Below are 23,998 nucleotides of genomic sequence, written 5' to 3'. Positions count from 1 at the left end.
AATTTTACGGTTAACATCAAAAAAATACCACATAATCTGATGTTGGTCTGTAACAACTTTAACCCTTAGGCGTTTAACTATAAAATAAAATGGACAAGCTGAATCGTTTCTTTTGGTTTTGTTCTGGTGCGCATATCCCAACACTGGAAAAGTATCCATCTGAGCAAAATAAATATACAGGCATTGGTGCCACTATCTTTTTTACAGGATTATTTGCTGCCTTATCTGGTGGCTACGCCATGTACTTTGTTTTTAAAGGCGATGACTTAGCCGTTGTTTTTGCGCTGATATTTGGGTTTTTATGGGGTGCGGCTATTTTTAACATGGATCGGTATATCGTATCAAGCCTTAACAAAAGTGCCGGCACAGGCAAGCAGCTTTTACAGGCAACACCTCGTATTTTACTGGCGATCATGATCGGGGTGGTTATTTCCAGACCCATTGAGCTTAAAATTTTTGATAAGGAAATAAAAGAACGCTTAAAAGTTAGTTACCTGAATGGGCAACGATCTAAAATTGACACCTTAAATAAAGCTTTTGAAAATAAATACCAGGTTGAATTTGGACGGCTCAAGCAGCAGAAAGCCACACGTGATTCACTGGAAAAAGGAATCAAGGCTGACCGGCAGAAATTAAATTTCGAAATTTTTGGCAATAAAACAACAGAAACTTCTGGTGTGATGGGCTACGGACCTTATGCAAAACGTAAAGAGGCAGAAATTAAGCAGCGGGAGGTAGAGCTTGATTCATTACGGTCAAATATCAATAAATCGGAATCATTTGTAGATAAGCGCAAGGCATTTGACGGCTTGTTTACCGAAAAACTGTATACCAAAAAGCAACTGGATAGTTTGGCTAATCTGGCGGGTTTTGCTGATCGGAACTGGGCCCTGGGACAATTAAAATTTAATGTAGACGGCACGCGGGATAACAATACCGCCACCGCAGTAACTTTTATCGGCCTGCTTTTTGTCTTTTTTGAATGCCTGCCTGTTTTCGTAAAACTCATGAGTGCCCGCGGACCTTATGATTATGCCACGGCTGACGGCGATGATGTGTTCATTTATCAATCTAAAAAAGATAAGGATTTTCATTTTGAAGTAGCCGCTAACATTCATGAAACCCGGGTTGATGCAGAATCATCCAAACGAAAAGAAATCATTAAAGGAAAAGCGTACCGGGATCTGGAAAAGTACGATTGGGACCAGGATTAACCAACAGCTTAAATGTTATTAATTATTTTACATCTTAGCTCGCGCATTCTTAGTAATTTAAGCCCATCAAACCTCTTTTATGAAGAAATTTTTAGGCACAACCATATTTAGTGTGCTTTCGCTTTGCGTTTTCGCTCAAAATGAAATTAGTTATACCGTTTCGTTTCCAAATGCAATCCATCATGAAGCTGAAATTACCATGAGCATTCCTGATGTTCCTGCCGGAAACTTAATCGTGAGGATGAGCCGCTCATCTCCCGGGCGATATGCCACACATGAGTTTGGTAAAAACATCTATCATCTTAAAGCTTTTGATGCAAATGGGAAGGCATTAATCATCAAACAATCTGCCGGTGATGTGTATGAAATTCCATCGCATGGCAACCATGTAAAAGTTACTTATACCTTGTTTGGCAACTGGATTGACGGTACTTATGCCGGTTTCGATGAAACACATGCACACATGAACATTCCGGCAACTTTTGCTTTTCCGGTGGGAATGGATGATCGTCCGAGATTGGTAAAGTTTGATTATAAAGACAAACCGCAATGGAAAGTAGCCACTCAGCTCAAACCATTGGCTAACGATACTTATTTTGCGCCTAATTTCCAGTATTTCATGGATAGTCCGATAGAAATAGCGGATTATAAAACAGCCAAGTGGGAAGTTAAAAACAAGGATGGGAAAATACAGACCATTCACTTCATTGCACATGCTAACGATAGTCAGCAAACGATAGACCAGTATGCAGAAATGCTGAAGAAGATGGTGGATGAACATTTTGCCGTCTGGGGCGAATTTCCTAGCTATGATTATGGTAATTATTACTTCCTTGATGATGTATATCCGGATAATGCCGGTGATGGAATGGAGCATCGGAATTCTACTTCTATCGTGCAGCGCACGCCAAAAATTGAAGGTTATGAGGCCAATTTGCTGGGCACCTTTTCGCATGAATATTTTCACAGCTGGAACGTAGAGCGTCTTCGTCCGAAAACACTGGAGCCTTTCAATTTTGAACATTCTAATATGAGTGATGAACTTTGGCTGGCAGAAGGATTTACACAATATTACGGCGGTTTACTGCTCACCAGATCCGGATTAAAAACAGTAGATAATGCTATTCAAGCTTTCACCGGAATGGTGAATTCAGTTTTGAATACCCCGGGAGCAAAGAATTTTTCACCCATCCAGGCCAGTCGTTATGCCGTATTTGCTGATGCCGGTGTGGCAATTGATCAAACCAATGCAGCTAATACTTTTCTTTCTTACTATACTTATGGTGCAGCTACGGCCTTAGCCCTCGATCTCCGTTTACGTGCTGAATTTAAGCTCACACTTGATGATTACATGCGTGCACTTTGGAAAGCTTATGGGAAGCCTGAAATTGCTTATACTATTCCTGATTTGGAAAAAACGTTAAGCGAGCTGACCAAAAATCAAGCATTTGCAAAGGATTTTTTTAGTCAGTATGTTTATGGAACAGATAAAAATGACTATGCAAAGCTTTTGCTTCATGCTGGTTTTGTATTGCGTAAAGCTAATCCCGGAAAGGCATATGCGGGTTTCGGGCGGTTAAATTTTACAAACGGCAAAGTAGTTTTACCACAAACTTTAATCGGTTCTCCCGCTTACCAGGCAGGTTTAGATGTCGGGGATATTATTTTAACCATGGATGGAAAAGAAATTAAAACCATTGCCGATATGGATCATGTAACTGCAGCACACCAGCCTGGCGATAGCATTCCGGTGAGCTACCTTTATCGTGGTGAAGAAAAAACAACCCGGTTAATTTTTACAGAAAATCCCACTTTGGAAATCATCGCAATTGAAAAAACCGGAGGAACATTAACACCGGCTTTGCAAAAATTCAGGGATAATTGGTTAAACTCGCAGGTAAAATCTAAATAACAGCAAAATATATAGTTTATGAAGAAAATATTTTTTTTAGCGCTTGCTGGCCTGGCCAGTTTACAGCTCAACGCACAAAACATTGATAAAATCATCACCCGAGAATATACCGACCATCTGATCAAAACCTTAAGCAGTGATGAGATGCAGGGGCGTAAAACCTTTACCCCAGGTATAGATAAAGCAGCTACATTTATCGAGTCTGAATTTAAAAAGATAGGACTTCAACCCTTAACAGGAGAAAAAAATTTTAGACAGACATTTTATAAATATCAGGTTGCGAACGTAAGCAAAACGATTAAAATTGATGGGAAAGAGATTGCCCCCGAAAATTTAATGGTTACGGGCATCACCACAGAAAGTGTTACGCTTGATAAATCCAACACTACAATTGTTAAATTAGATCCTGAAAAACCATTTGTAGCTCAGTTTAGGGCTATGCTGAATACCAATAAAAATCAGATCGTATTGATAGACAGTAAATTTGCAGATCTTTTTAACCGCTATAGAGACCATTTTAGTAAGCCAACAACTGTTGATGAAAAAGATATAAAAGCAACGACTAGTGTTGTACAGGTTTTTGTGTTAGGTAAAGATGCCGCAACAGATTTTTCAGCAACTTTTAAAAGCAAGGTAACCCAAATGCCATTGTTCAATGTTGCAGGTGTAATTCCAGGTAAATCAAAAGCTAAAGAACTGGTTGTTTTCTCCGGGCATTATGATCACTTAGGCGTACTTAAAACAGTAGATGGGGATAGCATTGCGAATGGAGCTGATGATGATGCTTCAGGAACAACAGCTATGATTGCGTTGGCTAAATATTATAAAACACAAAAAAATAATGAACGTACCTTGATTTTTGTGGCCTTTACGGCTGAAGAAATCGGTGGTTTTGGCGCAAGGTATTTTTCAGAAAAATTAAATCCTGATGATGTGGTAGCCATGTTTAATATTGAAATGATTGGGAAAGATTCTAAATTCGGTAAAAACACCGCATTTATTACGGGTTATGATAAGTCGGATTTTGGAAAGATTTTACAGAAAAATTTAGCTGGCACAGAATTTACTTTCCATCCGGATCCCTACACCGAACAGAATCTTTTTTATAGAAGTGATAATGCAACTTTAGCTGCTTTGGGCGTGCCGGCACACACCATTAGTACGGATCAGATTGATGTCGATAAGTTTTATCATACCGTGAAAGATGAGTATAGCACACTGGATGTGGAAAATATTTTATCAACAATTAAGGCGATTGCCAAGAGTGCAACTTCCATTGTAAATGGCATAGATACGCCCACCCGAATACCAAAATTAAAATAGCATATTCGTTTTTAGTTTCAATAGCCTAACATAAAAAAGCCTCAAATTATCAGTTCAATACTATAATTTGAGGCTTTTAAATTTTAATGAAGATTAAAATTTGTATTCCATCACATAGTCATCCATCAGAAAGCCTTCACCAATATCAATTTTTACCGATTCTTTGATGGTAAAGCCCCCTTTCAGGTAGAAATCTTTTGCTTTATTATACTTGTTAACATTCAGTTGTAATGCTGATGCTCCGGCTTCTTTCGCCTGATTGAAAATTTCATTGATCAGCAGTTTGCCTACACCTTTACCATGGGCTGATGGCAGCACATAAAGCTTATGGAGTTTGTATATTTTTTCTTCAAGGTCAATAATGGAATAACCGGCAAATCCATATTGGGTTTCATTATCCTCAGCAATTAAGAAAATATGCCCTTCCATCAATTGCTTTAACAATTCCCCCTTACTGTACATTTTTTCAAGCATGTAATCAATCTGATGCTGGCCGATAATTTCAAGATAGGTGGATGGCCAGGTTGCTGCAGCAATATCCCGAATGATCTCAATATCTTGCTCTTTGGCCTTTCTTAATGTAATCATATGGGTTCACTGATAAAAATGGGTTGTCCGGAAAAAGTAAATTCTACGAAGCCATCTTTAACCACTACAAAAATTTCTTCTTCTGTTTGCGTCAGATTGGTGACTTCCAGGTATCGGTTTCCGTGGATCAGAAACTCACTTCCTGCGGGCTTCCATACAGAAAAACCAGATTTAATAGGGTAATGTTTCGCTTTTTCTGTGAATACAACGAGGTTAATCTGGTCTTCGAAACCAGCGAATTTTTCTAAATCAAATTTTTTGGCAATGACATTAACCGCCGGATATTTCTCTTCATATAAATAGTTGACGGCAACCATTAAGGCATCAACCGGGCCCTGAATAATTTTCGTGTCTTCCTGTACATCTTCTGTTTTTCCGTTTACCAGCACATCCACTTTCAGCCCAAGCGAGAAAATTTTATCATAGTTTTCACCATTAACCAACAGTGTTGGGCTCCACTCCAACAGTTGACCCAATAACTCCTCGTTAAAATTTCCAAGCTCATCTATATATAAAGCCGGCTCTTGTTTTTCTTTTACAATATGGTGTGATGACATAATGCGAAGATATAAATTTCGCATTAAGTACGGTACATTAAGAATCAGCTGCAGGTAAAATGATTAACGGTTATAAGGGTATTCACTTACCCAATGAAATCCCCTGTTAATGAGCCTGAAATCGTTAAGATCTTTCCTTTTAAAGCTTACCGATATAGCGTCTTGATCGCTCAAACCAGAGAAAACCAGCTTGTCTTTTCCAATAAGATGGTAGCTTAACACATATTTTGATGAATCTTTAGCGGTAGATTTTAATACCAGTTCTTTCTTTTTCTGATCAAAAACAGTAGTGAAATTGACTGTACTATCATTCATCTTTTTTATCCTCGCATAACCTGTGTAATTGATCACCATTTGTTTCCAACGGATGCTATCGGTAGTTAACGGAAGCAATGTTTTATCGTTAAGCCTCATGTCTTCTACATTATAAATACCATATAAAAAGGCTTTAGGTGCCACACTGCCATAAGTTTTGGTTTGTTGGATGAAAGTATACAGCAAAGTAATCATTGAGGCGGTGATATACAGATATTTCAAACTATAGGCCGAAATGTAAAACCAACGCTTTTTAAAAGCAGGGCGGTACATTTTATTGAGTTGCTGACTTTCATATTTGATGAAGAAACGGTACAGTGTTAAGAAATGAGGGGCCAGAATAAAAAGGCTCATGACTACAAGCGCGGTTGAAAGCAGTTTTACAGGTACGTCGAAAAAATAATTCATCGACATAACATGTACAGTTGCCGCCAGGGATAAAAAGGCACCTACCACTACCGTTCGGCGGAACAATAATAAAACAGCAGAAACTTCTACAACACCCATAAAGATATTGTATCCTTTCGAAAAGCCCAGAAATGTCCATGCAAGGCCCATAGGTGAGGCATCGCCAAAAGGTTGTAAAAGTCTGTTTAACGAAGGATCGGGAAATTGAAGTTTGATTACCTTTAATAAACCATATAATATCAGGGTAAAGGCCAGATAAAACCTCACCAGTACCACGAGCCAATAATAGGCCGCATTGTAGCCTTTACGTTTGCGGTCGAAAACTGACCAAATGATACAGCCGATTACTGAAACCAAAAATATAAAAAGCAATAATACCCAATCATATGAGGTATCACCACTGCCGTTGGTGGTGATTGTAAAATCGTAATTGTAATTGATGACATGTTTGGAAAACCACGGAATGAAATGATGTAGCACCAAGCTTGGTAGCTGCAATATGCCCGAGAGAAATGGGAAAGCTCCGTTATTGTTTAGGATGATAAAAAGCGGCAATAAGAGAAAGAAAAACCTGAAAGCGATTTTTGTATAGATATTCCAGGGGGGGCTGGTTTGAGAAACATTTTCTGACATGCTGGTTAGGATTTATCCCAAAACTAAAAAATATCCAACTGGCTTCAAATTATAAAATGTTAATTCACAGCAATTTATTTAACTAAGTTGTAAAAATCCTGATAAGCTTCAATAAAATCATCTGCAGAATAGATTGCTTCAGATACGGCGATTCCATAAATGCCTGTTTGCATTAAAGCTTCTGCATCGTAAGTTTTTATCCCGCCAACGGCCAGAATGGGTGTAGTGATTTTTAGAGATTCAAGCTGTGGCATGATGGTAGCATATCCTTCCACGCCTAAAAGGGAAAAATCATTGGGTTTAGTATTTGTGCTTGCGAAAGGACCAAGTCCGATATAATCTGCTCCTGCTTTAGTCAATCTGAGCATATTTTCAATGGTATGTGCAGTGCCTCCTAAAGTAATATCGTTTCCTACTAATTTGCGCAGGGCGATAAAATCTGCGTCCAGATCTTCCATATGAAATCCCTGAATATCAGCCTGGCCATTTAAATGAATATGGTTGGTCACGATTAATGTTGTACCCCAATCATCACAAATTTCGGCAATAACATTGATTTCTGCTAAAAGCTCTTCATCTGTTTTATTTAAACAGCGATACTGTATCCACTTCGCACCTGCCTCGCAAGCCATTTGGGCTTGTTCAATATGTGTTAATTGTGGAATGTCGTGCGTGATATATTGAAGTTTCTCAATGTATTTCATAATGATGTGATTCGGTTGGGCGAAAGTATAAACCCGAAGGTATGAATATATCGGATGAACTACATAAAAGTATTGTAAGGGCAATTACGCTGAACAGCTAATCTTTTCAAACAGCATTAACCGACAGGAGGATGTTTGCCAACTCATCTCTGCAAATGGATTAGATCAGTAATGTAAGAAAATATAAGTTGAGAGTCTATCTTATTTTTTCTTACATTACTGATGGGGCAAAGAATTAAAAAAATGATAAAGACTAAAATTTTACATTTAAATTCAACAGCAAGTTAGTGCCTGCCTGTGGGTAATAAAAATTTTCTGTAATCCTGCTTCCACCTGAAAGATAACCGTAAGTGTAGCCGTTGCTTTCGTATTTTTTGTCAAACAGATTATTCACCAATAAACCGAGATTGACATTTTTTACGCCTGCAAATTTAAAGTTATAGCCTAAACGTGCGTTACTCACCCAATAGCCATTAATTGTTCTATCATTGTTTTGCGTGTTATCCAGGTACTGTTTGCTGACATATTTACTTTGCAGGGCAATGGCAAAACCTGCTACCGGTTTGTAAACCAATTCGCCGAATAATACGGCTGCGGGTGAGAAGGAAATGTCAGTTAATGAATAATGATTAACCACCTGGCCACCGTTATCGTAGTCGTCATAATATTCCGTAAAATTTTTGATTTTGTTTCTGCTGAATGCTGCATTTGCATTCAGTGCGAAAGATTTATTAATGGTGTATGAACCATCCAGCTCCATCCCCAAACGGTAGCTTTTATCTACATTCTGACGGAAGTTACCACCAACATCATTGATTTTTCCGGTAACCACCAGCTGGTTTTTATAAAACATACCATAAGCATTGGCACCTAAGTTGAAGCGGCTGTTTTTGAAACGGTAACCAAGTTCAACATCATTTAAGCGCTCCGGTTTTGGGAAAACACCTGCCGCCGCATCTACATAATCATCACGGTTGGGCTCTTTATTGGCTACGCTGAATGATGCATATAAATTGCTTTCAGTATTGATGAAATACGTGGCACCTAATTTTGGATTGAAGAAATTTAACTGATCATTAATGGCCAGTGTATTTAGTTTATTCTCCGTTCCGGAAATATCATAATAAACCCTGCGGTATTGTAAATCGGCAAATAAGCTTAGCTGTTCAATAGGACTATAATTTACTTTTCCGTAAATATTAAAGTCAGTTTTAAAACCTTCGTTATCATAATAATGCCTGTCTATATTTCCGTTGGATGCATATTGCGCCCAGATAATCTGTCCGAAATGTGCTCCTTTATATTCATTGTATGCACCACCAACTGTAAAGTTTAAGTTTTTTTGTGGTACATAGTTGAAGGCATAGGTAACCCCATAAAAATCATTATCAAGCCAGCGGCGACGGATTAAATCTGTATTGGTTATGGTTGTCTGACCAACGATAACCGGGTTTAAACCATAATCACTTAGCTTATTATCTGTCCTGAATTCCTCATAATATCCTTCTCCCTTTGTATAGTGCAAAGCCCCGTTGAATGAGAATTGATCAGAAAATTGCCTTGCATACAGCAGTTGGTAATGATTTTGCCAGTAATTATCCGTTTGATTATGATAAGTAAAACTGTTATACCGGCGGCCGGAATTTAGTAAGTTCGCAGCATCATCAGCATTCAGACCATTCCTTTCTATATAAGCCTGCATTCCGGCAACATCATTGTTTAATCTTGATTCAGGTATTCCATTCCAGGATTGATAGGTTTTTTCCGATCCCGCAAATACGTTTACCCTTAACAAATCTTTATTGCCATGATAAGCACCTGAAAGAAAGTATGATTTTAAGAGTGAGGCTCCCCTATCAACATAGCCATCAGAACTGATTCTTGACAGGCGGCCATCAAAACTAAAACGATTATTGATTAAACCTGTCCCTACTTTTACCGTGTTTTTCCAGGTATCGAAACTGCCATAGGTATTATTTACCTCGGCGTAAGGCTCCATTTCACTGGCTGTGGTCTGAATATTTAAACTGGCACCAAAAGCACCTGCGCCATTGGTAGAGGTACCTACACCACGCTGAATCTGGATATTATCTACTGAAGAGGCAAAATCGGGCATGTTAACATAAAAAGTTCCCTGGCTTTCACTATCATTAACGGGGATACCATTTACGGTGACATTAATCCGGCTGTTGTCGCTTCCGCGGATGCGAATTCCGGTATAGCCTACACCTGCACCTGCATCCGAATTCACCACCACTCCTGGTGTGTTCTGCAGAATGAAGGGCAAATCCTGTCCGAAATTATTTTCTTCAATCTCGGCTTTGGTTACGTTTTTATAGGTGGTAGCTGATTTTTCATTCGCACGTGTGGCCCGAACAATTACCTCATCTGCCAGGAAATTTTGTTGAAGCAGCGTGAAATTTAATACGTTGTTTCCATTAAGCATGATCGGTTTTTCCTGCGTTTTATAACCCACATAACTGACCAGAATGATATAATTCCCGTTCGATAAATTACTTAAGGTATAATTGCCATCCGCATCGCTTAATACCGCAGTTCGCTGGTTTTTGATTTTGATGGTTGCACCCGGTAGGGTGTTTTGATTGTTATCCGTTACTCGTCCGGTAATGGCATTTTGTGCCGATGCCAGAAAAGGTAACATTGCAACAAGCGCGGTAAAAAGTAAATTCTTCAATGTTTTTTGTTTTAGTTAAACCCATCAGAAATAGGGGTACTCCCGATTTTAGTTAAACTTCCATAACTCCAATCCCTACGCCGGCATTATCCGGATCAGGTGCATCTCAGGTAGAGGGATGGAGGGTTTAAAGGCAGAGGGTTTACCTTCTTCCTTTTCAGCTTTAGCCTTCTACCTAAGAATGGGTATGATCTCAGCCCGTTTTTGTGTTCATAACAAACAAGGCACCCCCAATGATGGCGCAAATGTATAAAAATATGTTAACGATTATTTAATTATTTATAAAATAACCAGGTAAAATTAATCACTTCCGGTATTTTTTGTCAGTTGAAGTTCAAACTGAAAGCAGCACTTTAAATCTAACATTAGCATGGCATAAATTTTTTAGACCCTTTTTAATTTTATGCTTCAACTAATCTCGTGTGATCAATAAGTACGTTTCTCATTTGGGTATATTGCTGTTGGGTGTATTGTCTTTGCTCCCCCTATCCCTTTTATATGTCCTGGCTGATGGTGTTTATTTGCTGCTTTACCATATTATTGGTTATCGCAGAAAAGTTGTCCGAGAGAACCTGCAGAATGCCTTGCCGGAAAGAACACTTGAAGAAATCATCAATATTGAAAAGAAATATTACCGGTATCTGGCTTCATTGATTTTTGAAGTGGTAAAAATGAGCCGCATCTCGCGGTCAGAAATTGAAAAAAGGTTTGTCTTTAAAAATAAGGAACTTGCTCTATCTTATTTAAAGAGGGGAGAAAGTATCCTCATTTGTTCCGCACACTACGGAAACTGGGAATGGGGTACCTTAGGTCTTGGCCTGAATTTCCCCTGTGCGCATTATCCAATTTACAAGCCCCTGAGCAATCCGGTTTTTGACCGATGGTTTAAAGGAGTAAGAAGCCGCTTCGGGAATAAGCTCATCGCTATGCGCCAGACCATGCGGGCTTTGGCTGCTGGCAAAAATAAACCGAGCATGTTTAGTTTTGGGAACGACCAGGCACCATCCAGAGACGAGTCACATTACTGGACCACCTTTTTACACCAACAGGCCTCCATCCAGCTGGGGATTGAAAAGATTGCGAAAAGAACAAACCGGCCTATCTTTTATTTACAGGTAAAGGTTTTAAGACGTGGATATTATGAAGTAGACTGTGTTCCCTTATGCTTAAATCCTGCGGAAACAAATGAATTTGAGATTACTGAAATGCACACCCGTTTTTTAGAAAAAATCATCAGAGAAGAACCCGCTTACTGGTTATGGAGCCACCGCCGGTGGAAGTATAAGCCTGCCGCATAAACAGAAATTTTTTCAGGCAGAACAAAGGAACAGGCACTAATCTTTTATATTTGTTTGCCTAATGGATTATCCATGAAAACTTTTAAACGTACCCTCATTTATGTGTTTGGCTTTCTGCTGCTGTTTTTTGCCTGCCTGTTCATCTGGCAACCGTATCTGCTGAAAGTGCTGTGGTATCGTACCCCTGATGCAAGCACCTATAAAGTTTTTCCTCAGGAAGTGATTCATAAAAGCGATTCAGCCTTTCATTTTATTCGGGCAGAGAGAATGAGAAACGACATCGATACCCTTCAGGTTCGCGACGGCAGCCATCAATCCATTCCCTTTGGTGAATATTTTAAAAAGGGGAAGTTAAATGCTTTTATTGTCATCAGAAATGACAGCATCCTGTATGAAAAATATAGTGAAGGGTATGCTGATACTACCTTAACTACTGTATTTTCTGGTGCCAAAAGTATGGTTTCGGTTCTTGTGGGGCAGGCATTGAAAGATGGTAAGGTTCAGAATTTATCACAAAAGGTAACGGATTATATTCCGGAATTAAAGGCTAATCCGGCTTTTAAAAATATTACCTTGAAAAACCTGCTGGACATGAAATCCGGACTGGAATTTAAAGATGCTTATGGCGGAATAATTAAAGCTTTTTTCTCGGATGAAGCCAAATACTATTATACGAGTGATATGAAAGCGGAGCTGATGAAAGTGAAACTGGTAAATAAACCAGGCACGGTGTGGAAGTATAAAAGTATCGATCCGATTTTGCTGGGCTGGGTAATTGTTCGTGCAACAGGAAAAACACTGGCAAAATATACCGAAGAGAAACTGTGGAAGAAAATGGGGACGGAGCAGGATGCAAGCTGGGGATTGGATCAGAAAAATGGCCTGGTTAATACCGCCAGCAGGTTTCAGGTCTCGGCCATTGACTGGGCAAAGGTGGGCCGTTTATACCTGAACGGCGGAAGATACAAGGAAAATCAGATTGTGCCTCAAGATTGGGTGGAACAATCAATTGATATCGGGAAAGAAGTACCCGCATCTGCAAAAGGCTGGCAAAAATCAGCCCATCATCACTTATGGTGGATTCCGCAAACAGGAGAGAAAGGCGATTTTGCTGCGGAGGGCATGCTGGGACAGCGATTGTATGTAGATGCCAAAACCGGAACCATTATTGTCCAGTTTGCGGAGCATGGTGCCGGTGATTATCCTTACCGGAAAATCAGCAGATACTTAGCCGGTTTGCCATTTCATTATTCGAGAGGGAATTAACCACAGAGCGCACGGTGTTTCACGAAGAGAAAGAGGTAAAATTTACGCTGTTTTCTCTGTGGTAAAAAAAATTAAAATGCTACATTGTCTCTGAATGGAAAACGAAGACGTAAAAATCCTTAAAAAAAAACCAATTTTTCCGGTTACACCAGCTTTACAAAAGTATTTGCGCAAATACCAGCGTGAAGCCAAATTGCCCATTGGCTATCATGATTTAATGCAGTTTAATGAAGCTTTCCCTTTAATGGATAAGTTCGGAAAGGATTCGCTTTGGGAAGGTCCGATTTATGCGCAAGACCTGATTGAAACATTACACAATGGCTTAAAGGAGATTTATGCCAACCTGAAGGCATCAGGAAACCTGCGTATTGTAGAACATAAATACATTGATAAAATTGAATATTGCACTTTTGGAAATACCCATCCCTTCCGGATTAGAATCGTTAACCGCCTGAATGATGTTTACGATTATTTCTACATTAAAAAGGCCGATGCCTCCCGTATTTATGGTTTGGAAATGGAAGAAATTCTATCTCCAAACCAGGTCAATTACCTGGTTGATGGTGATACGCTGGTAGAAGAACATATCGCAGGCATTCCTGGAGATGTGTTTACAAAGGGTCAGTTATATACCCCGGAATTTAATCCAACACGTATTGCCAAAGAATTTGTAAAGTTTAATGAGCGTTGTTTGATTATGCTGCTGGGCGATATGAGGGCTTATAACTTCGTGGTGCAAATCACACCTGATTTTGATGATATTCAGTTTAGAATCCGTGCAATCGATTTTGATCAGCAGTTTTATGAAGGTAACCTGAAGGTATACTTACCGCAGTTTTTTAAAGAGAACCTACCTTATGTAAAAATGAGTATGGAACAGCTTACCGAAAAAACCGTATTGCAATATCAGCAGGAAGAACGGTCTTCTATTGTGCATCGGGTCAGGAGCGAACGACATCGCCTGACAGATCTTCGGGATGTATCTAATAAAGAAGAATTAACCACGCCCGAAAATATTGCCGTTTTGAAACAAGGTATGAGTGATTACTTTAAGGATGCCAATTATCTGAAGTGTACAAACATGACAGATATAATTGAACTGAATATCAAAAATATCATCAGGCAGGTAAAGCTATAAAACTAAAAACGGCTGGTAAAATTACCAACCGCTTTTTGAGTGAATCTAGAAAGAGCGTCTAAAAACGTTTAGGCATGCTGACCTTCATGTACTCCTTCTGCAAATTCCTCTACAATTTTATCGTTAAAAGCTGGTAAATCTTCAGGAGTTCTGCTGGTTACCAGACCCTGGTCTACCACAACCTCTTCGTCACTCCATAACGCGCCTGCATGAATTAAATCTTTAGAAATGTTTTTCACAGAGGTCAATTTTCTACCCTCTACTACTTCTGCATTAATTAATGTTTGCGGGCCATGGCAAATTGCTGCAACTGGCTTCCCATCTGAAAAAAATGATTTCACGAAAGCAATGGCATCTTCATTTACACGTAGCTGGTCAGGATTGATTACTCCTCCAGGCAATAATAATCCATGATAATCTTCAGCATTTGCTTCTGAAATGGTTTTATCTACATCCACTTCTATAGACCAGTGATCCTGATCCCATGCCCTGATTTTTCCACTTTTTGAGGAGATGATGTGAACGGTTGCGCCCTCTTCTTTTAACCTCTTTACTGGCTCGGTTAATTCAACTTCTTCAAATCCGCTTTCTGAAAGTACAGCAATAGTGCGGTTACTTAATTGTCCCATAATCTTTTCTGTTTTAAATAAGTGATGTATTTAAGACAACATTAATGGAATTTTTGTTTTTATAAATTTAAAGTTAGACGCTTTTTTTGTAGTCAGCTACAATGGCCATTACACAAAGTACAAAGGAATTGGATTTAATCTCAGTTATCTGGAAATTATCATTAAAAAACTTAAGAATTAGATATGTTTCAGATGTTAATCATTTGTTCGTCTGTGTTTTATAAAATAAAATGCTAAGTTCCCTGCAATGACAATATGATTTAAAACGTTTGGAATTAATCCATAATATTTCGTGAAAATTTCAAATCTTTCTTTCAGGCTTTCCCGATGCTTTTTCTTGCTCATGCCGCCAACTAAATATTTGGCTACATAACGGTGAACATTCACAATATTATAAGCCTTTTTGGTTGCTTTTATAATCCAGTCGATATCAGCGCTGTATTTGTATTTTAAGTCATAAGGTTCAGTAATGCTTCGTTTAATGTAAATAGCCTGGTGGCTGATATTCATACCAAACTGAAAACTTTTCCAGTTAAAAGTTTCCGGTGCTTCATGACGCCGGCGGCCTAAACTTTCCCAGTTGTCGTTATACATTTCCGTTTCTCCATAGTAGATATCTGCACCGGGTGCAGCGTCAAAAACATCTTCCACCGTTTGCTCATCATAAAGCTCATCGCCGGAATTCATGAATAAAACGTAATCACCGGTAGCGATTGCGAGGCCTTTATTCATGGCATCGTAGATTCCTTTATCTTTTTCTGATATGAGTTTAGCAATATTGATTTTATATTTTTCAATAACTGCTAAAGTGCCGTCAGTTGATTTTCCATCAATTACGATATATTCTATGTTTTTATAGGTTTGATTTAAAACAGAATTAATGGTGCGTTCAATATCCCGAACGTTATTAAATACAATGGTGATGATGGTTAATTTAGGCATACTAATCCATTAATTTTTTTAAGGTTTCCACATCAGGTAAAACACCTTTATATGCCGCAGGTAAAACGGTACTTGTTTTATAGGTTGCAACACCCATGGTTTTACTAAAATCTCTGAAAGAAAACTCTGCTACTTTGTTTTTCTTTTTCTTGCACAGAATAATCCCGATTGATGGCTGTTCATGGGGTTGTTTAATGTACTCATCCAAAGCTGATAAATAAAAATTCATTTTGCCTATATATTCAGGCTTAAACAGTTTTTTATTAACCAGTGCAGCTGCCCTATATTGACGCTGAATAATTGCCGATTTCAAGGCCTTGACATTATTGATATGGCTTTTAGATAGTTCCATAACTTATGATTACTTCGGCTGTAAATCAATTAATGTTTCATACAAATGAATGTGCTCAGCTGCAATTACCTCTTCTGAAAAATGAGTTAAAATGCTCAATCGCGCAGCTTTCTGAATCTCTTCTTTATTCGGGCGATGATACAGCCATTCAATTCCATTGGCTAAATCTTCAGCATTTTCATATTCTGCCAGGTAACCGTTTTGCATGTGCTTCACCATATCCGGGATTCCGCCTGTAGTAAAAGCGATTACAGGTGTGGCGCAAGCCAGGCTTTCCATGACCGTATTGGGTAAATTATCTTCGAGCGAAGGCGTAATAAAAGCATCCGCAGCAGAATAACATTTTGCCAAATGATCGTCATTGCTGATTGTGCCTAAAAAAGTAGTTTTAAAAGGAAATTCCGGCATTTCAGCATGATCTTTATTGCCAAATATCACCAGCTCAAAGTTATCTTTTTCAATTCCGGGGCGCCGGGATAAAATTTCTAAAGCTTCAATTAAATAAGGCGTGCCTTTATGCTTATCATTTTTAGAAGGCATAAAACCACTCATCAGCACAAATTTTTCAGGATCGATTTTTAGAATTTTCTTTGCTTCCGATTTAACATAGGGCTTAAATATCCTGGTTTCAATGGTATTGGGAATTACGGATGCTTTTCTTGTACCAAGTAAACTACTAAACTTAACTGATTTTGCCATCCAATTGCTTGGTGCCACAATATGGAAATTGAGTTTAGTGTAAGCTTTTTGTTTGCGCAACCAGGTTTTATGAGATATATCATCCTTATTGCTGATTTTTAAAACCGGACAATTGCCGCATTGCTGATGAAAGTTTTCGCACCCGTAACGAACATGACAGCCCCCTGTAAAGGCATTGCTGTCATGAAAAGTCCATACAATCGGTTTTTCCAGTTCATCAAGTTCTGTTAAAAACTTAGGTGTTAGAAAACCATGGTTAATCCAGTGTAAATGAATAATATCCGCATTTTTAACTGCCGGATGATTTTTAATTGATCGGCCAAACCACTGCACACTAAATGGTGTTTTTACAGATTTACTTAACCATTTTGCATAATACCTTTCGGATAAAATATTATAAACAGCTTTAGCCTTTTGTATAGGAGATTTAGAAAAAGTATCAATTTGCGGATTTTGGCCAAATTTATAATACACCAGAACTTGTGAGTCAATCCCATTAGCTTTTAAAGCATCGCTCAAACGCAAACAGGCTCTTCCTGCTCCGCCGTTTCCATCGTAGGTATTTAGGTGTAAAACTTTCAAATCAATCAAAAATACATTTTATTGTTTACGAATATAAAATCTGTTGCGTAATTTCAAATTTCTTAAGCCAACAAACAAAAATCATGATCAAAACCGTATTGAAATCACTTGCGGCAATGGCATTTTTGCTGCCCTGCCAAACATTTGCGCAAAATCAAACTTATTTCGCTTCATTTCCTGCTTTAACGCCCGATGCGCAAACAATAGTATTCAGTTACGATGGCGACATCTGGAAAGTTCCGGTAAAGGGTGGTGTAGCCGATCGGATTACAGCCATGCAGGGTGAGGAAATTAACCCCAAAATCTCTCCTGACGGCAAGTGGCTGGCTTTTTCGTCCAATCAGTTTGGTAACCATGATGTTTATGTAATGCCTTTGGCTGGCGGCGATATTAAGCAGCTTACTTTTAATGATGCTGCTGATGAAGTAGACAACTGGAGCTGGGATTCTAAAACCATTTACTTTACTTCAGGAAGGTATAATTCTTTTTCGAGTTATAAGGTAAGCATCAATGGTGGAACAGCAAACAGGTTGTTCGAAAATTATTTTAATACTACCCATCATATTGCCGAAGCTCCGGATGGGGCATTATTTTTTAATGATACCTGGGAGAGTTACCGTTTTCCAAACCGGAAGCATTACAAGGGTGCATATAATCCGGATATTCAATCTTACCATCCGAAAACAAAATCTTATCAGCGATATACGGATTATATCGGTAAAGATTTCTGGACCAGCATTGATCAGAAGGGGAACATCTTTTTTGTGTCTGATGAAGGGAATGACGAATATAACCTGTACACCTTCATCAACGGAAAGAAAACAGGATTAACCAGTTTCGCAACCTCCATTAAGCGGCCATTTGTTTCAGCAAATGGCACTACCGTGGTTTTTGAAAAGGATTACCAGCTATATACCTATGATGTAGCTTCGAAAAAGGTCGAAAAAGTAAATATCAGTACATCAAGAAATCAGGTGCTGAGTAAGGAACAGGAATATGATGTTAAAGGCAATATTTCCAATTTTGATGTTTCAACAGATGGTAAAAAGATTGCTTTTATTTCGCGTGGCGAAGTGTTTGTAAGCGATGTCGACGGAAAATTTATCCGCAAAATTACCAATAGCGGCGAGCGTGCAATGGAATGTAAATGGCTTGCCGATAACAAAACAATCTTGTTTAGTCAAACCTATAATGGTTATCAAAACTGGTTTAGCATGACCGGAGACGGAAAAGGAACAATCAAGCAGCTCACTAAAGATAAAGCAAATAACCGGGATATATGCCTCAATAAATCGAAAACGATGGCAGTGTATCTGAGCGGCAGGAACGAATTGAAATTAATGGACCTGAAAACTTTTGATAGTAGAACTTTGCTTACAGATGAGTTCTGGGCATTTCAAAATTCGGCTCCAAGTTTTTCACCGAATGATGAATATGTATTGTTCACTGTATACAGAAATTTTGAGCAGGACATTCTGGTGCACCACATTAAAAATAATAAAACCATTAACCTTACCAACACTGGTGTAACAGAAACGGCGCCTGCCTGGTCACCTGACGGGAAGTATATCTATTTTACCAGTGCCCGTACCAAACCAAATTATCCGATGGGCATGTTTGATGCGCATATATACCGCATGGCTTTAAACAATTACGACCAGCCTTACCGGTCTGATAAATTTGATGATTTGTTTAATGAAACGAAGCCTGCCGAAGTAAAACCATTGGAAAAAACAATTAAAAATGGAAAAGTTAAATCTGATTCCAGTAAATCTAAGCCAACGCCTAAACCTGCTAATGTAATCAGCATTAATACACAAAATATTTTAGACCGGATTGAACTGGTAGGGCCAGGTTTCGGAGGGCAGTTTGGAACGGATGTTTTTGCAAAAGGAGATAAAAACTATATCTTTTATCGTTCCAACCATGAAGGCGGTGCACCAGGTTTTTACCGCACTACTTTAGCGCCTTTTGAAGCCAATAAAACAGAAAAAATCACAGATGGTGGAGATAATTCAATTATGCAGTCAGGCGATAGTTTTTTTATATTATCACGTGGCGTCATCAATAAATACAATCTGGAATCCAACAAGCTGGATAAAATAGACCAGGCATACAAATTCACCCGCAATTTAAATGCAGAGTTTAACCAGATGTTTTATGAAACCTGGGTGGGTTTGGATGAAAATTTTTATGATGAAAAATTTCATGGTGTAGACTGGGATAAAATGAGAACCCGGTATGCTACATATTTGCCTTATGTAAATAACCGAAGTGATTTACGGATTCTGCTTAATGATATGTTGGGTGAATTAAATTCATCGCATATGGGTTTTAATAGTTCGGGAGCAGAAGAGCGCAAAAACCTGAATTATACCACCAATGAAACAGGAATTATCTTTGATCAGCAAAATCCATTTAAGGTGATGCGTATCGCCGCCAAAAGCAACGCAAACCGCTTTGGTGTGAATATATTACCCGGCGATATTTTAACTGCGGTAAACGGAATTAAAGTTGATGAAAAAATTGATCGTGATTATTATTTCAGTAAACCTTCTTTGGATCAGGAAATGACGCTAACCTTTGATAGAAAAGGCAAGCAGGTTTTTGTCAATCTGCATCCGGAGAGTGCCGGGACTTTAAGGGGAAATCTTTACGATGAATGGATCAGCAATAACCGGAAGAATGTGGATAAATGGGGGAATAACCGGATTGCCTATTCATACATGAAAAATATGAGTGGCGGAGAGTTGGAAAATTTCCTGCTAGATATGGTTGCGGAGGAAGAAAATAAAGAGGCCATTATTCTTGATCTCCGCTACAATACAGGAGGAAACGTGCACGATGAAGTATTAAAATTTCTCGCTCAACGGCCTTACCTGCAATGGAAATACCGTGGTGGAAAACTGGCCCCGCAAAGTAATTTCGGACCTGCAGCCAAACCTATTGTGTTGCTGGTTAATGAGCAGTCATTAAGTGATGCGGAGATGACCGCCGCAGGATTTAAACAATTAAAACTCGGAAAAATTATCGGTACCGAAACCTACCGATGGATTATTTTCACTTCTGCAAAAGGCTTGGTAGATGGTTCTTCTTATCGTTTACCCTCATGGGGCTGTTATACCATGGATGGTAAAAATCTGGAAAGTGAAGGTGTAAAACCTGATATTTTAGTGAGAAATACCTTTGAAGACAGGTTGGCTGATCAGGATCCACAACTGGAACGGGCAGTGGCAGAAATTTTAAAGGATTTGAAATAGATCAATATCGTGCTGCAGGATTGATTTATTGCACACAATAGCCTCATAACAATTGTGCAATAAATCAATTTGGCCATACTACCTTTCAGTTTTACTATTCTTTTCCGTTTCTTTGGAGCGGAATTGAATTATAATATGGCAAATTTATTAACCGACAGGGCTTTTTGGGTAAATTATTGGGAAAGTAAAAAAGGGCTTGCCGTTCAGCTACCTAAAAATTATTTGTTCCATCGCCAGCTTACAGAGATTGTTGAACAAAATCAGGTCAATTCTGCGATTGAACTGGGTGGTTTCCCAGGCTATTATGCTGTATTTTTAAAGAAATATTTAAACCTGGACGTCACACTTTTAGACTATTTTGTTCATCCCCCGGTAGTGAATGAATTACTGAAAAAAAATGAACTGGACGAAAAAGATATTCAGATCATTGAAACAGATTTGTTTAGCTACCAGCCTGCACAACAATATGACCTGGTATTAAGTTGTGGTTTAATTGAACATTTTAATGATACGGCTGATATTATTAACCGCCATATCAATTTTGTAAAGCCTGGTGGGATACTATTTATTACTTTACCAAATTTTAATGCTGTTAACGGCTGGTTTCAAAAGAATTTTGATAGGGAAAACTATGATAAACACAATATCAATAGTATGAATCCGCAATTATTAAAATCCATTTGCGAAAAAGCCGGACTAAAAGATATTGAATCAGGTTATTTCGGTCGTTTTAGCGTTTGGTTAGAAAATGAAAATCAGAAACCTGCTGCTGTAAGGCTGTTTAAAAAAGCAGTGTGGTTAACAGGTAAAGTGCTCACCAAAATCATCCCTTTCGAGAGCAAAAGTTTATCGCCTTATATTGTTGTTCAGGCTAAAAAGCCGCTATAAGGCTTTTTTATAGAAGCCCACTTCGCTTAATGTGATACAAACCGGCGACTTTGTGATATTGATTCTTACTTTATTTGAATGAACGGGTTGCTCAAGTTTAATTAATCGCTTTGCGCCAATACTGGTGCCGGTATAGATTTTTTTCCACGTTTTTTTTTCCAGGATTTCAATGTCATAACCCGCTATTCTCTGGCCTAGCGGAATATATTCCTGTAAACTGATGATATCAAAAGTTTTAGCCGTTTTAAGGTTAACCTCAATCGTAGCCTCATGTATCTGGTCATTGGTTGCCCAATAAGTATTTTTGTTGCCGTCTAATAGCTTTCCTGCAAAGTAATTTTTGCCCCTGCTGTTTGAAGCTTTGATTTGAGCGCCTTTTGCTAAATTATTGGCAAAGGTATTCCTGACCATATCGCCAAAAGTTTTCAAAGCCATTACATCATCATCATGAAGCTGTCCGCGGGGATCAGGAGCCAGGCCTAAATCCAGTCCTGCTCCCCGGCCAACACTTTTCAGGTATAAATCAAAAAGCATTTCGGGCGTTTTTGGTTTTTCTGCAGGATGGTAAAACCAACCCTTGCGTAAAGGTACATCACATTCGGCGGGCATCCAGAATTTCCCGTTTCTGATCCCTTCAGGGCTTTGGGGGTAATTGGCCTGGCCAGGAACGGCTTCACTTTTTCCATCTGGGGCCATAGGTGTAAAAGTTGCCCAGCTGGTTTCTGCGGCATGGCCTTCTTCATTTCCCACCCAGCGAACATCCAAACCTATATCGCTAAAAATATTGGCCATAGGTTGCATTTTCCTGGTGATGCCCCAGGTGTTTTTCCAATCGTAATAAGTGGTGTTGTCAATCGATCGTTTCTCTCTCGCACCTCCATAAAATCCATCTCCGCCATTTGCACCATCATGCCAGCTCATAAAAAGTTCGCCGTAGTTGGAATATAATTCTTTCAGCTGTGACTGATAGAGCGCTAAATATTGATCTGTTCCATAAAGCGCGCTATTTCTATCCCATGGTGAGCAATAAATGCCGAATTTTAAGCCACTTTTACGTACAGCCTGCGCTATTTCCCTAACCAGATCACCTTTGCCGTTTCGGAACGGACTTTTGGTAATGTTGTAAGCTGTTGTTTTGGTTGGCCATAATGCAAAACCATCATGATGCTTCGCGACTAAAACAATACCTTTCAATCCGCCTGCCTTTGCTGCTTTGATAATCTGTGCCGCGTTAAAGTCTGTCGGGTTAAAAATTTTGGGATCAGCATCTCCAAATCCCCATTCCTTATTTTCGAAAGTAGTTGGGGTAAAATGCATGATGCCATAAATTTCTACATCGTGCCAGGCCAGTTGCCTTTTTGATGGTAAGGCTCCGTAAGGTTGCGGTGGAGTTTGAGCCAAAGTATGTAAAGAGAGAAGTAAAAGTATAAAGAAAATAGATCTCATGATTTATCGTTTAACTATTCTAAAATACAAAAAATAGCTTACCGCCGGGGAAAATATTGTGCCAACTTCTCTGTTAAGAAGCGTTTTGCCCTGACTATGATACTTCCTTTACGTGTTGCCAGAAAATTTTTTATCGTTTCATAGGCATCCTGGTTTTCTTCAATTACATCCGGAAACTCAGAAATTGGTTTGGGGTTAATGATCACATTATAAATGTCGTTGATGCCGGAATGTACGCCCGTACCGTCATGGCCGATATTATTAACCAATGATTGTGAGGGGTTTAAGGTTAAGCCATTTCGCAGAAAAATAGAAGCATACCAGCGGATAGCCCAGCTGTTATTTTTGCCTTTCTTGAATTCCTGCATCTGTTTCCAGAAATTCATGGTATGATCAATAGAGAAAGCAGTCTTTTTTTGATGATCGAACTTGCTCATAAGGGTATCAATATCAGGTTCAAAATTTTTCCATGCGCGTTCCCAGGTGGCCCAGCCCCAACTGGTTGCTGCACGAAAGAAAAAAGACTCTGGAAGATGGTTGGTTTTTAAGGGATACATGTATGCCCCGATATGCATCACTTGTTCTTCCTTCCGATAACGATTTAAGGCTTCATTGAAATAAGTAAGGGTATGCGGAGAAGTGACCAGGTCATCTTCAAAAACAATCACCTGACCATACTCGGCGATCAATTTGCTTACACCGGAAATGATGGAGTTGGCGAGGCCAGCGTTTTCTTTTTTTTCAAAAATCTTAACCGATTTAAAACCATCAGTTTTTTTTATCATTGACCGCACTTCTGCTACCTTATCCTCGTCCTGGATGGTTTTCGCGCCATCAGAAAAGATAAATAACCGGCTTTCTGCAGCAAGTTCATTTTGTTGCAAAAACTTTAATGTCCGTTCGGTATGCTGTGGACGATTGTAAACAAAAAGGGCAATTGGGGCAAGATTTTGCATGCGTTGATTTTATCGGTACCTATATTAACACTTCAATGATAACCTTTATCCGATTAAATTTTGAATATCATATTGGTTTGATGCAAAAATATATTAATAAATTGATTCATATGTTTCGTTTACATATGTTTTTTGCCCATCAAAGATAGGTATACAATTGAAGTTTATCATCAGGCCCATTGGGGCGGATAAT

General features: G+C 38.8%; 19 protein-coding genes and 1 riboswitch. Of the genes, 8 read left to right on the top strand and 11 right to left on the bottom strand.

What is annotated here, in order from left to right; translation table 11 throughout:
• The first annotated feature begins 89 nt into the window (after nt 1-89).
• From CBW18_RS09775 to CBW18_RS09765, 3 genes are all read left to right on the top strand, one after another.
• On the top strand, nt 90-1,214 hold the full coding sequence (locus CBW18_RS09775; protein WP_088301096.1) for a DUF4407 domain-containing protein: 1,125 nt from the start codon (nt 90-92) through the stop codon (nt 1,212-1,214).
• 79 nt (nt 1,215-1,293) lie between these two features.
• A complete protein-coding gene (locus tag CBW18_RS09770) occupies nt 1,294-3,126 on the top strand; it encodes a M61 family metallopeptidase (protein WP_088301095.1) in 1,833 nt (610 codons plus the stop codon).
• Nucleotides 3,127-3,144: 18 nt separating this feature from the next.
• Nucleotides 3,145-4,449, top strand: a complete 1,305-nt coding sequence (locus CBW18_RS09765; RefSeq protein WP_088301094.1) for a M20/M25/M40 family metallo-hydrolase — start codon at nt 3,145-3,147, stop codon at nt 4,447-4,449.
• A gap of 93 nt (nt 4,450-4,542) precedes the next feature.
• Here CBW18_RS09765 and CBW18_RS09760 read toward each other — a convergent pair whose 3' ends face one another.
• The 5 genes from CBW18_RS09760 to CBW18_RS09740 all read right to left on the bottom strand — a co-directional run bounded on the left by CBW18_RS09760 (nt 4,543) and on the right by CBW18_RS09740 (nt 10,349).
• Complete coding sequence (locus tag CBW18_RS09760; protein ID WP_088301093.1) at nt 4,543-5,037, bottom strand: GNAT family N-acetyltransferase; 495 nt, start codon at nt 5,035-5,037, stop codon at nt 4,543-4,545.
• Complete coding sequence (locus CBW18_RS09755) at nt 5,034-5,594, bottom strand: thiamine pyrophosphokinase (protein ID WP_088301092.1); 561 nt, start codon at nt 5,592-5,594, stop codon at nt 5,034-5,036. Before CBW18_RS09755 ends, CBW18_RS09760 begins: the two co-directional genes overlap by 4 nt.
• A 63-nt stretch (nt 5,595-5,657) precedes the next feature.
• Entirely contained in the window at nt 5,658-6,950 is a 1,293-nt protein-coding gene (locus CBW18_RS09750) for a hypothetical protein (protein ID WP_088301091.1), read from the bottom strand.
• A 74-nt stretch (nt 6,951-7,024) separates the two neighbouring features.
• A complete protein-coding gene (locus tag CBW18_RS09745; RefSeq protein ID WP_088301090.1) occupies nt 7,025-7,654 on the bottom strand; it encodes a thiamine phosphate synthase in 630 nt (209 codons plus the stop codon).
• Between the two features lie 253 nt (nt 7,655-7,907).
• Nucleotides 7,908-10,349 carry a TonB-dependent receptor gene (locus tag CBW18_RS09740; RefSeq protein WP_371566631.1) on the bottom strand — a complete coding sequence of 814 codons (2,442 nt, stop codon included), beginning with the start codon at nt 10,347-10,349 and terminating at the stop codon, nt 7,908-7,910.
• A gap of 54 nt (nt 10,350-10,403) precedes the next feature.
• A riboswitch (TPP riboswitch) is annotated at nt 10,404-10,478 on the bottom strand.
• 293 nt (nt 10,479-10,771) lie between these two features.
• Between CBW18_RS09740 and CBW18_RS09735 the strand changes: the two genes are divergently transcribed.
• The 3 genes from CBW18_RS09735 (at nt 10,772) to CBW18_RS09725 (ending at nt 14,051) form a co-directional block, all read left to right on the top strand.
• The gene (locus CBW18_RS09735; RefSeq protein WP_088301088.1) at nt 10,772-11,647 is read left to right on the top strand and encodes a lysophospholipid acyltransferase family protein; all 876 of its coding nucleotides are present in this window, start codon (nt 10,772-10,774) and stop codon (nt 11,645-11,647) included.
• Between the two features lie 72 nt (nt 11,648-11,719).
• The gene (locus CBW18_RS09730) at nt 11,720-12,913 is read left to right on the top strand and encodes a serine hydrolase (protein WP_088301087.1); all 1,194 of its coding nucleotides are present in this window, start codon (nt 11,720-11,722) and stop codon (nt 12,911-12,913) included.
• A 94-nt stretch (nt 12,914-13,007) separates the two neighbouring features.
• Entirely contained in the window at nt 13,008-14,051 is a 1,044-nt protein-coding gene (locus CBW18_RS09725) for a hypothetical protein (protein ID WP_088301086.1), read from the top strand.
• A gap of 68 nt (nt 14,052-14,119) precedes the next feature.
• Here CBW18_RS09725 and CBW18_RS09720 read toward each other — a convergent pair whose 3' ends face one another.
• From CBW18_RS09720 to CBW18_RS09705, 4 genes are all read right to left on the bottom strand, one after another.
• On the bottom strand, nt 14,120-14,680 hold the full coding sequence (locus CBW18_RS09720; RefSeq protein WP_088301085.1) for a type 1 glutamine amidotransferase domain-containing protein: 561 nt from the start codon (nt 14,678-14,680) through the stop codon (nt 14,120-14,122).
• Nucleotides 14,681-14,875: 195 nt separating this feature from the next.
• Entirely contained in the window at nt 14,876-15,622 is a 747-nt protein-coding gene (locus tag CBW18_RS09715) for a glycosyltransferase family 2 protein (protein ID WP_088301084.1), read from the bottom strand.
• 1 nt (nt 15,623) lies between these two features.
• Entirely contained in the window at nt 15,624-15,974 is a 351-nt protein-coding gene (locus tag CBW18_RS09710; protein WP_088301083.1) for a PDDEXK nuclease domain-containing protein, read from the bottom strand.
• Between the two features lie 9 nt (nt 15,975-15,983).
• The gene (locus CBW18_RS09705; RefSeq protein WP_253249000.1) at nt 15,984-17,255 is read right to left on the bottom strand and encodes a glycosyltransferase family 4 protein; all 1,272 of its coding nucleotides are present in this window, start codon (nt 17,253-17,255) and stop codon (nt 15,984-15,986) included.
• 83 nt (nt 17,256-17,338) lie between these two features.
• On the opposite strand from CBW18_RS09705, the gene CBW18_RS09700 reads away from it, so the two are divergent.
• Nucleotides 17,339-20,515: a S41 family peptidase gene (locus CBW18_RS09700; protein ID WP_088301081.1), complete on the top strand. Its 3,177-nt coding sequence runs from the start codon at nt 17,339-17,341 to the stop codon at nt 20,513-20,515.
• Nucleotides 20,516-20,650: 135 nt separating this feature from the next.
• Nucleotides 20,651-21,403 (top strand): bifunctional 2-polyprenyl-6-hydroxyphenol methylase/3-demethylubiquinol 3-O-methyltransferase UbiG, encoded by a 753-nt coding sequence (locus tag CBW18_RS09695; RefSeq protein WP_088301080.1) that lies wholly within the window; start codon nt 20,651-20,653, stop codon nt 21,401-21,403.
• Here CBW18_RS09695 and CBW18_RS09690 read toward each other — a convergent pair.
• Nucleotides 21,398-22,849 (bottom strand): alpha-L-fucosidase, encoded by a 1,452-nt coding sequence (locus CBW18_RS09690; protein ID WP_088301079.1) that lies wholly within the window; start codon nt 22,847-22,849, stop codon nt 21,398-21,400. The two genes, CBW18_RS09695 and CBW18_RS09690, sit on opposite strands and share 6 nt — an antisense overlap.
• Before the next feature lie 38 nt (nt 22,850-22,887).
• Nucleotides 22,888-23,805, bottom strand: a complete 918-nt coding sequence (locus tag CBW18_RS09685) for a glycosyltransferase (protein ID WP_088301078.1) — start codon at nt 23,803-23,805, stop codon at nt 22,888-22,890.
• Nucleotides 23,806-23,998: the final 193 nt, after the last annotated feature.

The sequence above is a fragment of the Pedobacter sp. AJM genome (assembly GCF_002197755.1).
Classification (GTDB): Bacteria; Bacteroidota; Bacteroidia; order Sphingobacteriales; family Sphingobacteriaceae; genus Pedobacter.
This window is presented reverse-complemented; position numbering and strand designations above follow the sequence as displayed.

Bases quoted from the DNA above. Each gene is read 5' to 3' on its own strand.
- CBW18_RS09775 (WP_088301096.1), top strand. From the start codon at position 90: ATGGACAAGCTGAATCGTTTCTTTTGGTTTTGTTCTGGTGCGCATATC.
- CBW18_RS09770 (WP_088301095.1), top strand. From the start codon at position 1,294: ATGAAGAAATTTTTAGGCACAACCATATTTAGTGTGCTTTCGCTTTGC.
- CBW18_RS09765 (WP_088301094.1), top strand. From the start codon at position 3,145: ATGAAGAAAATATTTTTTTTAGCGCTTGCTGGCCTGGCCAGTTTACAG.
- CBW18_RS09760 (WP_088301093.1), bottom strand. From the start codon at position 5,037: ATGATTACATTAAGAAAGGCCAAAGAGCAAGATATTGAGATCATTCGG.
- CBW18_RS09755 (WP_088301092.1), bottom strand. From the start codon at position 5,594: ATGTCATCACACCATATTGTAAAAGAAAAACAAGAGCCGGCTTTATAT.
- CBW18_RS09750 (WP_088301091.1), bottom strand. From the start codon at position 6,950: ATGTCAGAAAATGTTTCTCAAACCAGCCCCCCCTGGAATATCTATACA.
- CBW18_RS09745 (WP_088301090.1), bottom strand. From the start codon at position 7,654: ATGAAATACATTGAGAAACTTCAATATATCACGCACGACATTCCACAA.
- CBW18_RS09730 (WP_088301087.1), top strand. From the start codon at position 11,720: ATGAAAACTTTTAAACGTACCCTCATTTATGTGTTTGGCTTTCTGCTG.
- CBW18_RS09725 (WP_088301086.1), top strand. From the start codon at position 13,008: ATGGAAAACGAAGACGTAAAAATCCTTAAAAAAAAACCAATTTTTCCG.
- CBW18_RS09720 (WP_088301085.1), bottom strand. From the start codon at position 14,680: ATGGGACAATTAAGTAACCGCACTATTGCTGTACTTTCAGAAAGCGGA.
- CBW18_RS09715 (WP_088301084.1), bottom strand. From the start codon at position 15,622: ATGCCTAAATTAACCATCATCACCATTGTATTTAATAACGTTCGGGAT.
- CBW18_RS09710 (WP_088301083.1), bottom strand. From the start codon at position 15,974: ATGGAACTATCTAAAAGCCATATCAATAATGTCAAGGCCTTGAAATCG.
- CBW18_RS09700 (WP_088301081.1), top strand. From the start codon at position 17,339: ATGATCAAAACCGTATTGAAATCACTTGCGGCAATGGCATTTTTGCTG.
- CBW18_RS09695 (WP_088301080.1), top strand. From the start codon at position 20,651: ATGGCAAATTTATTAACCGACAGGGCTTTTTGGGTAAATTATTGGGAA.
- CBW18_RS09690 (WP_088301079.1), bottom strand. From the start codon at position 22,849: ATGAGATCTATTTTCTTTATACTTTTACTTCTCTCTTTACATACTTTG.
- CBW18_RS09685 (WP_088301078.1), bottom strand. From the start codon at position 23,805: ATGCAAAATCTTGCCCCAATTGCCCTTTTTGTTTACAATCGTCCACAG.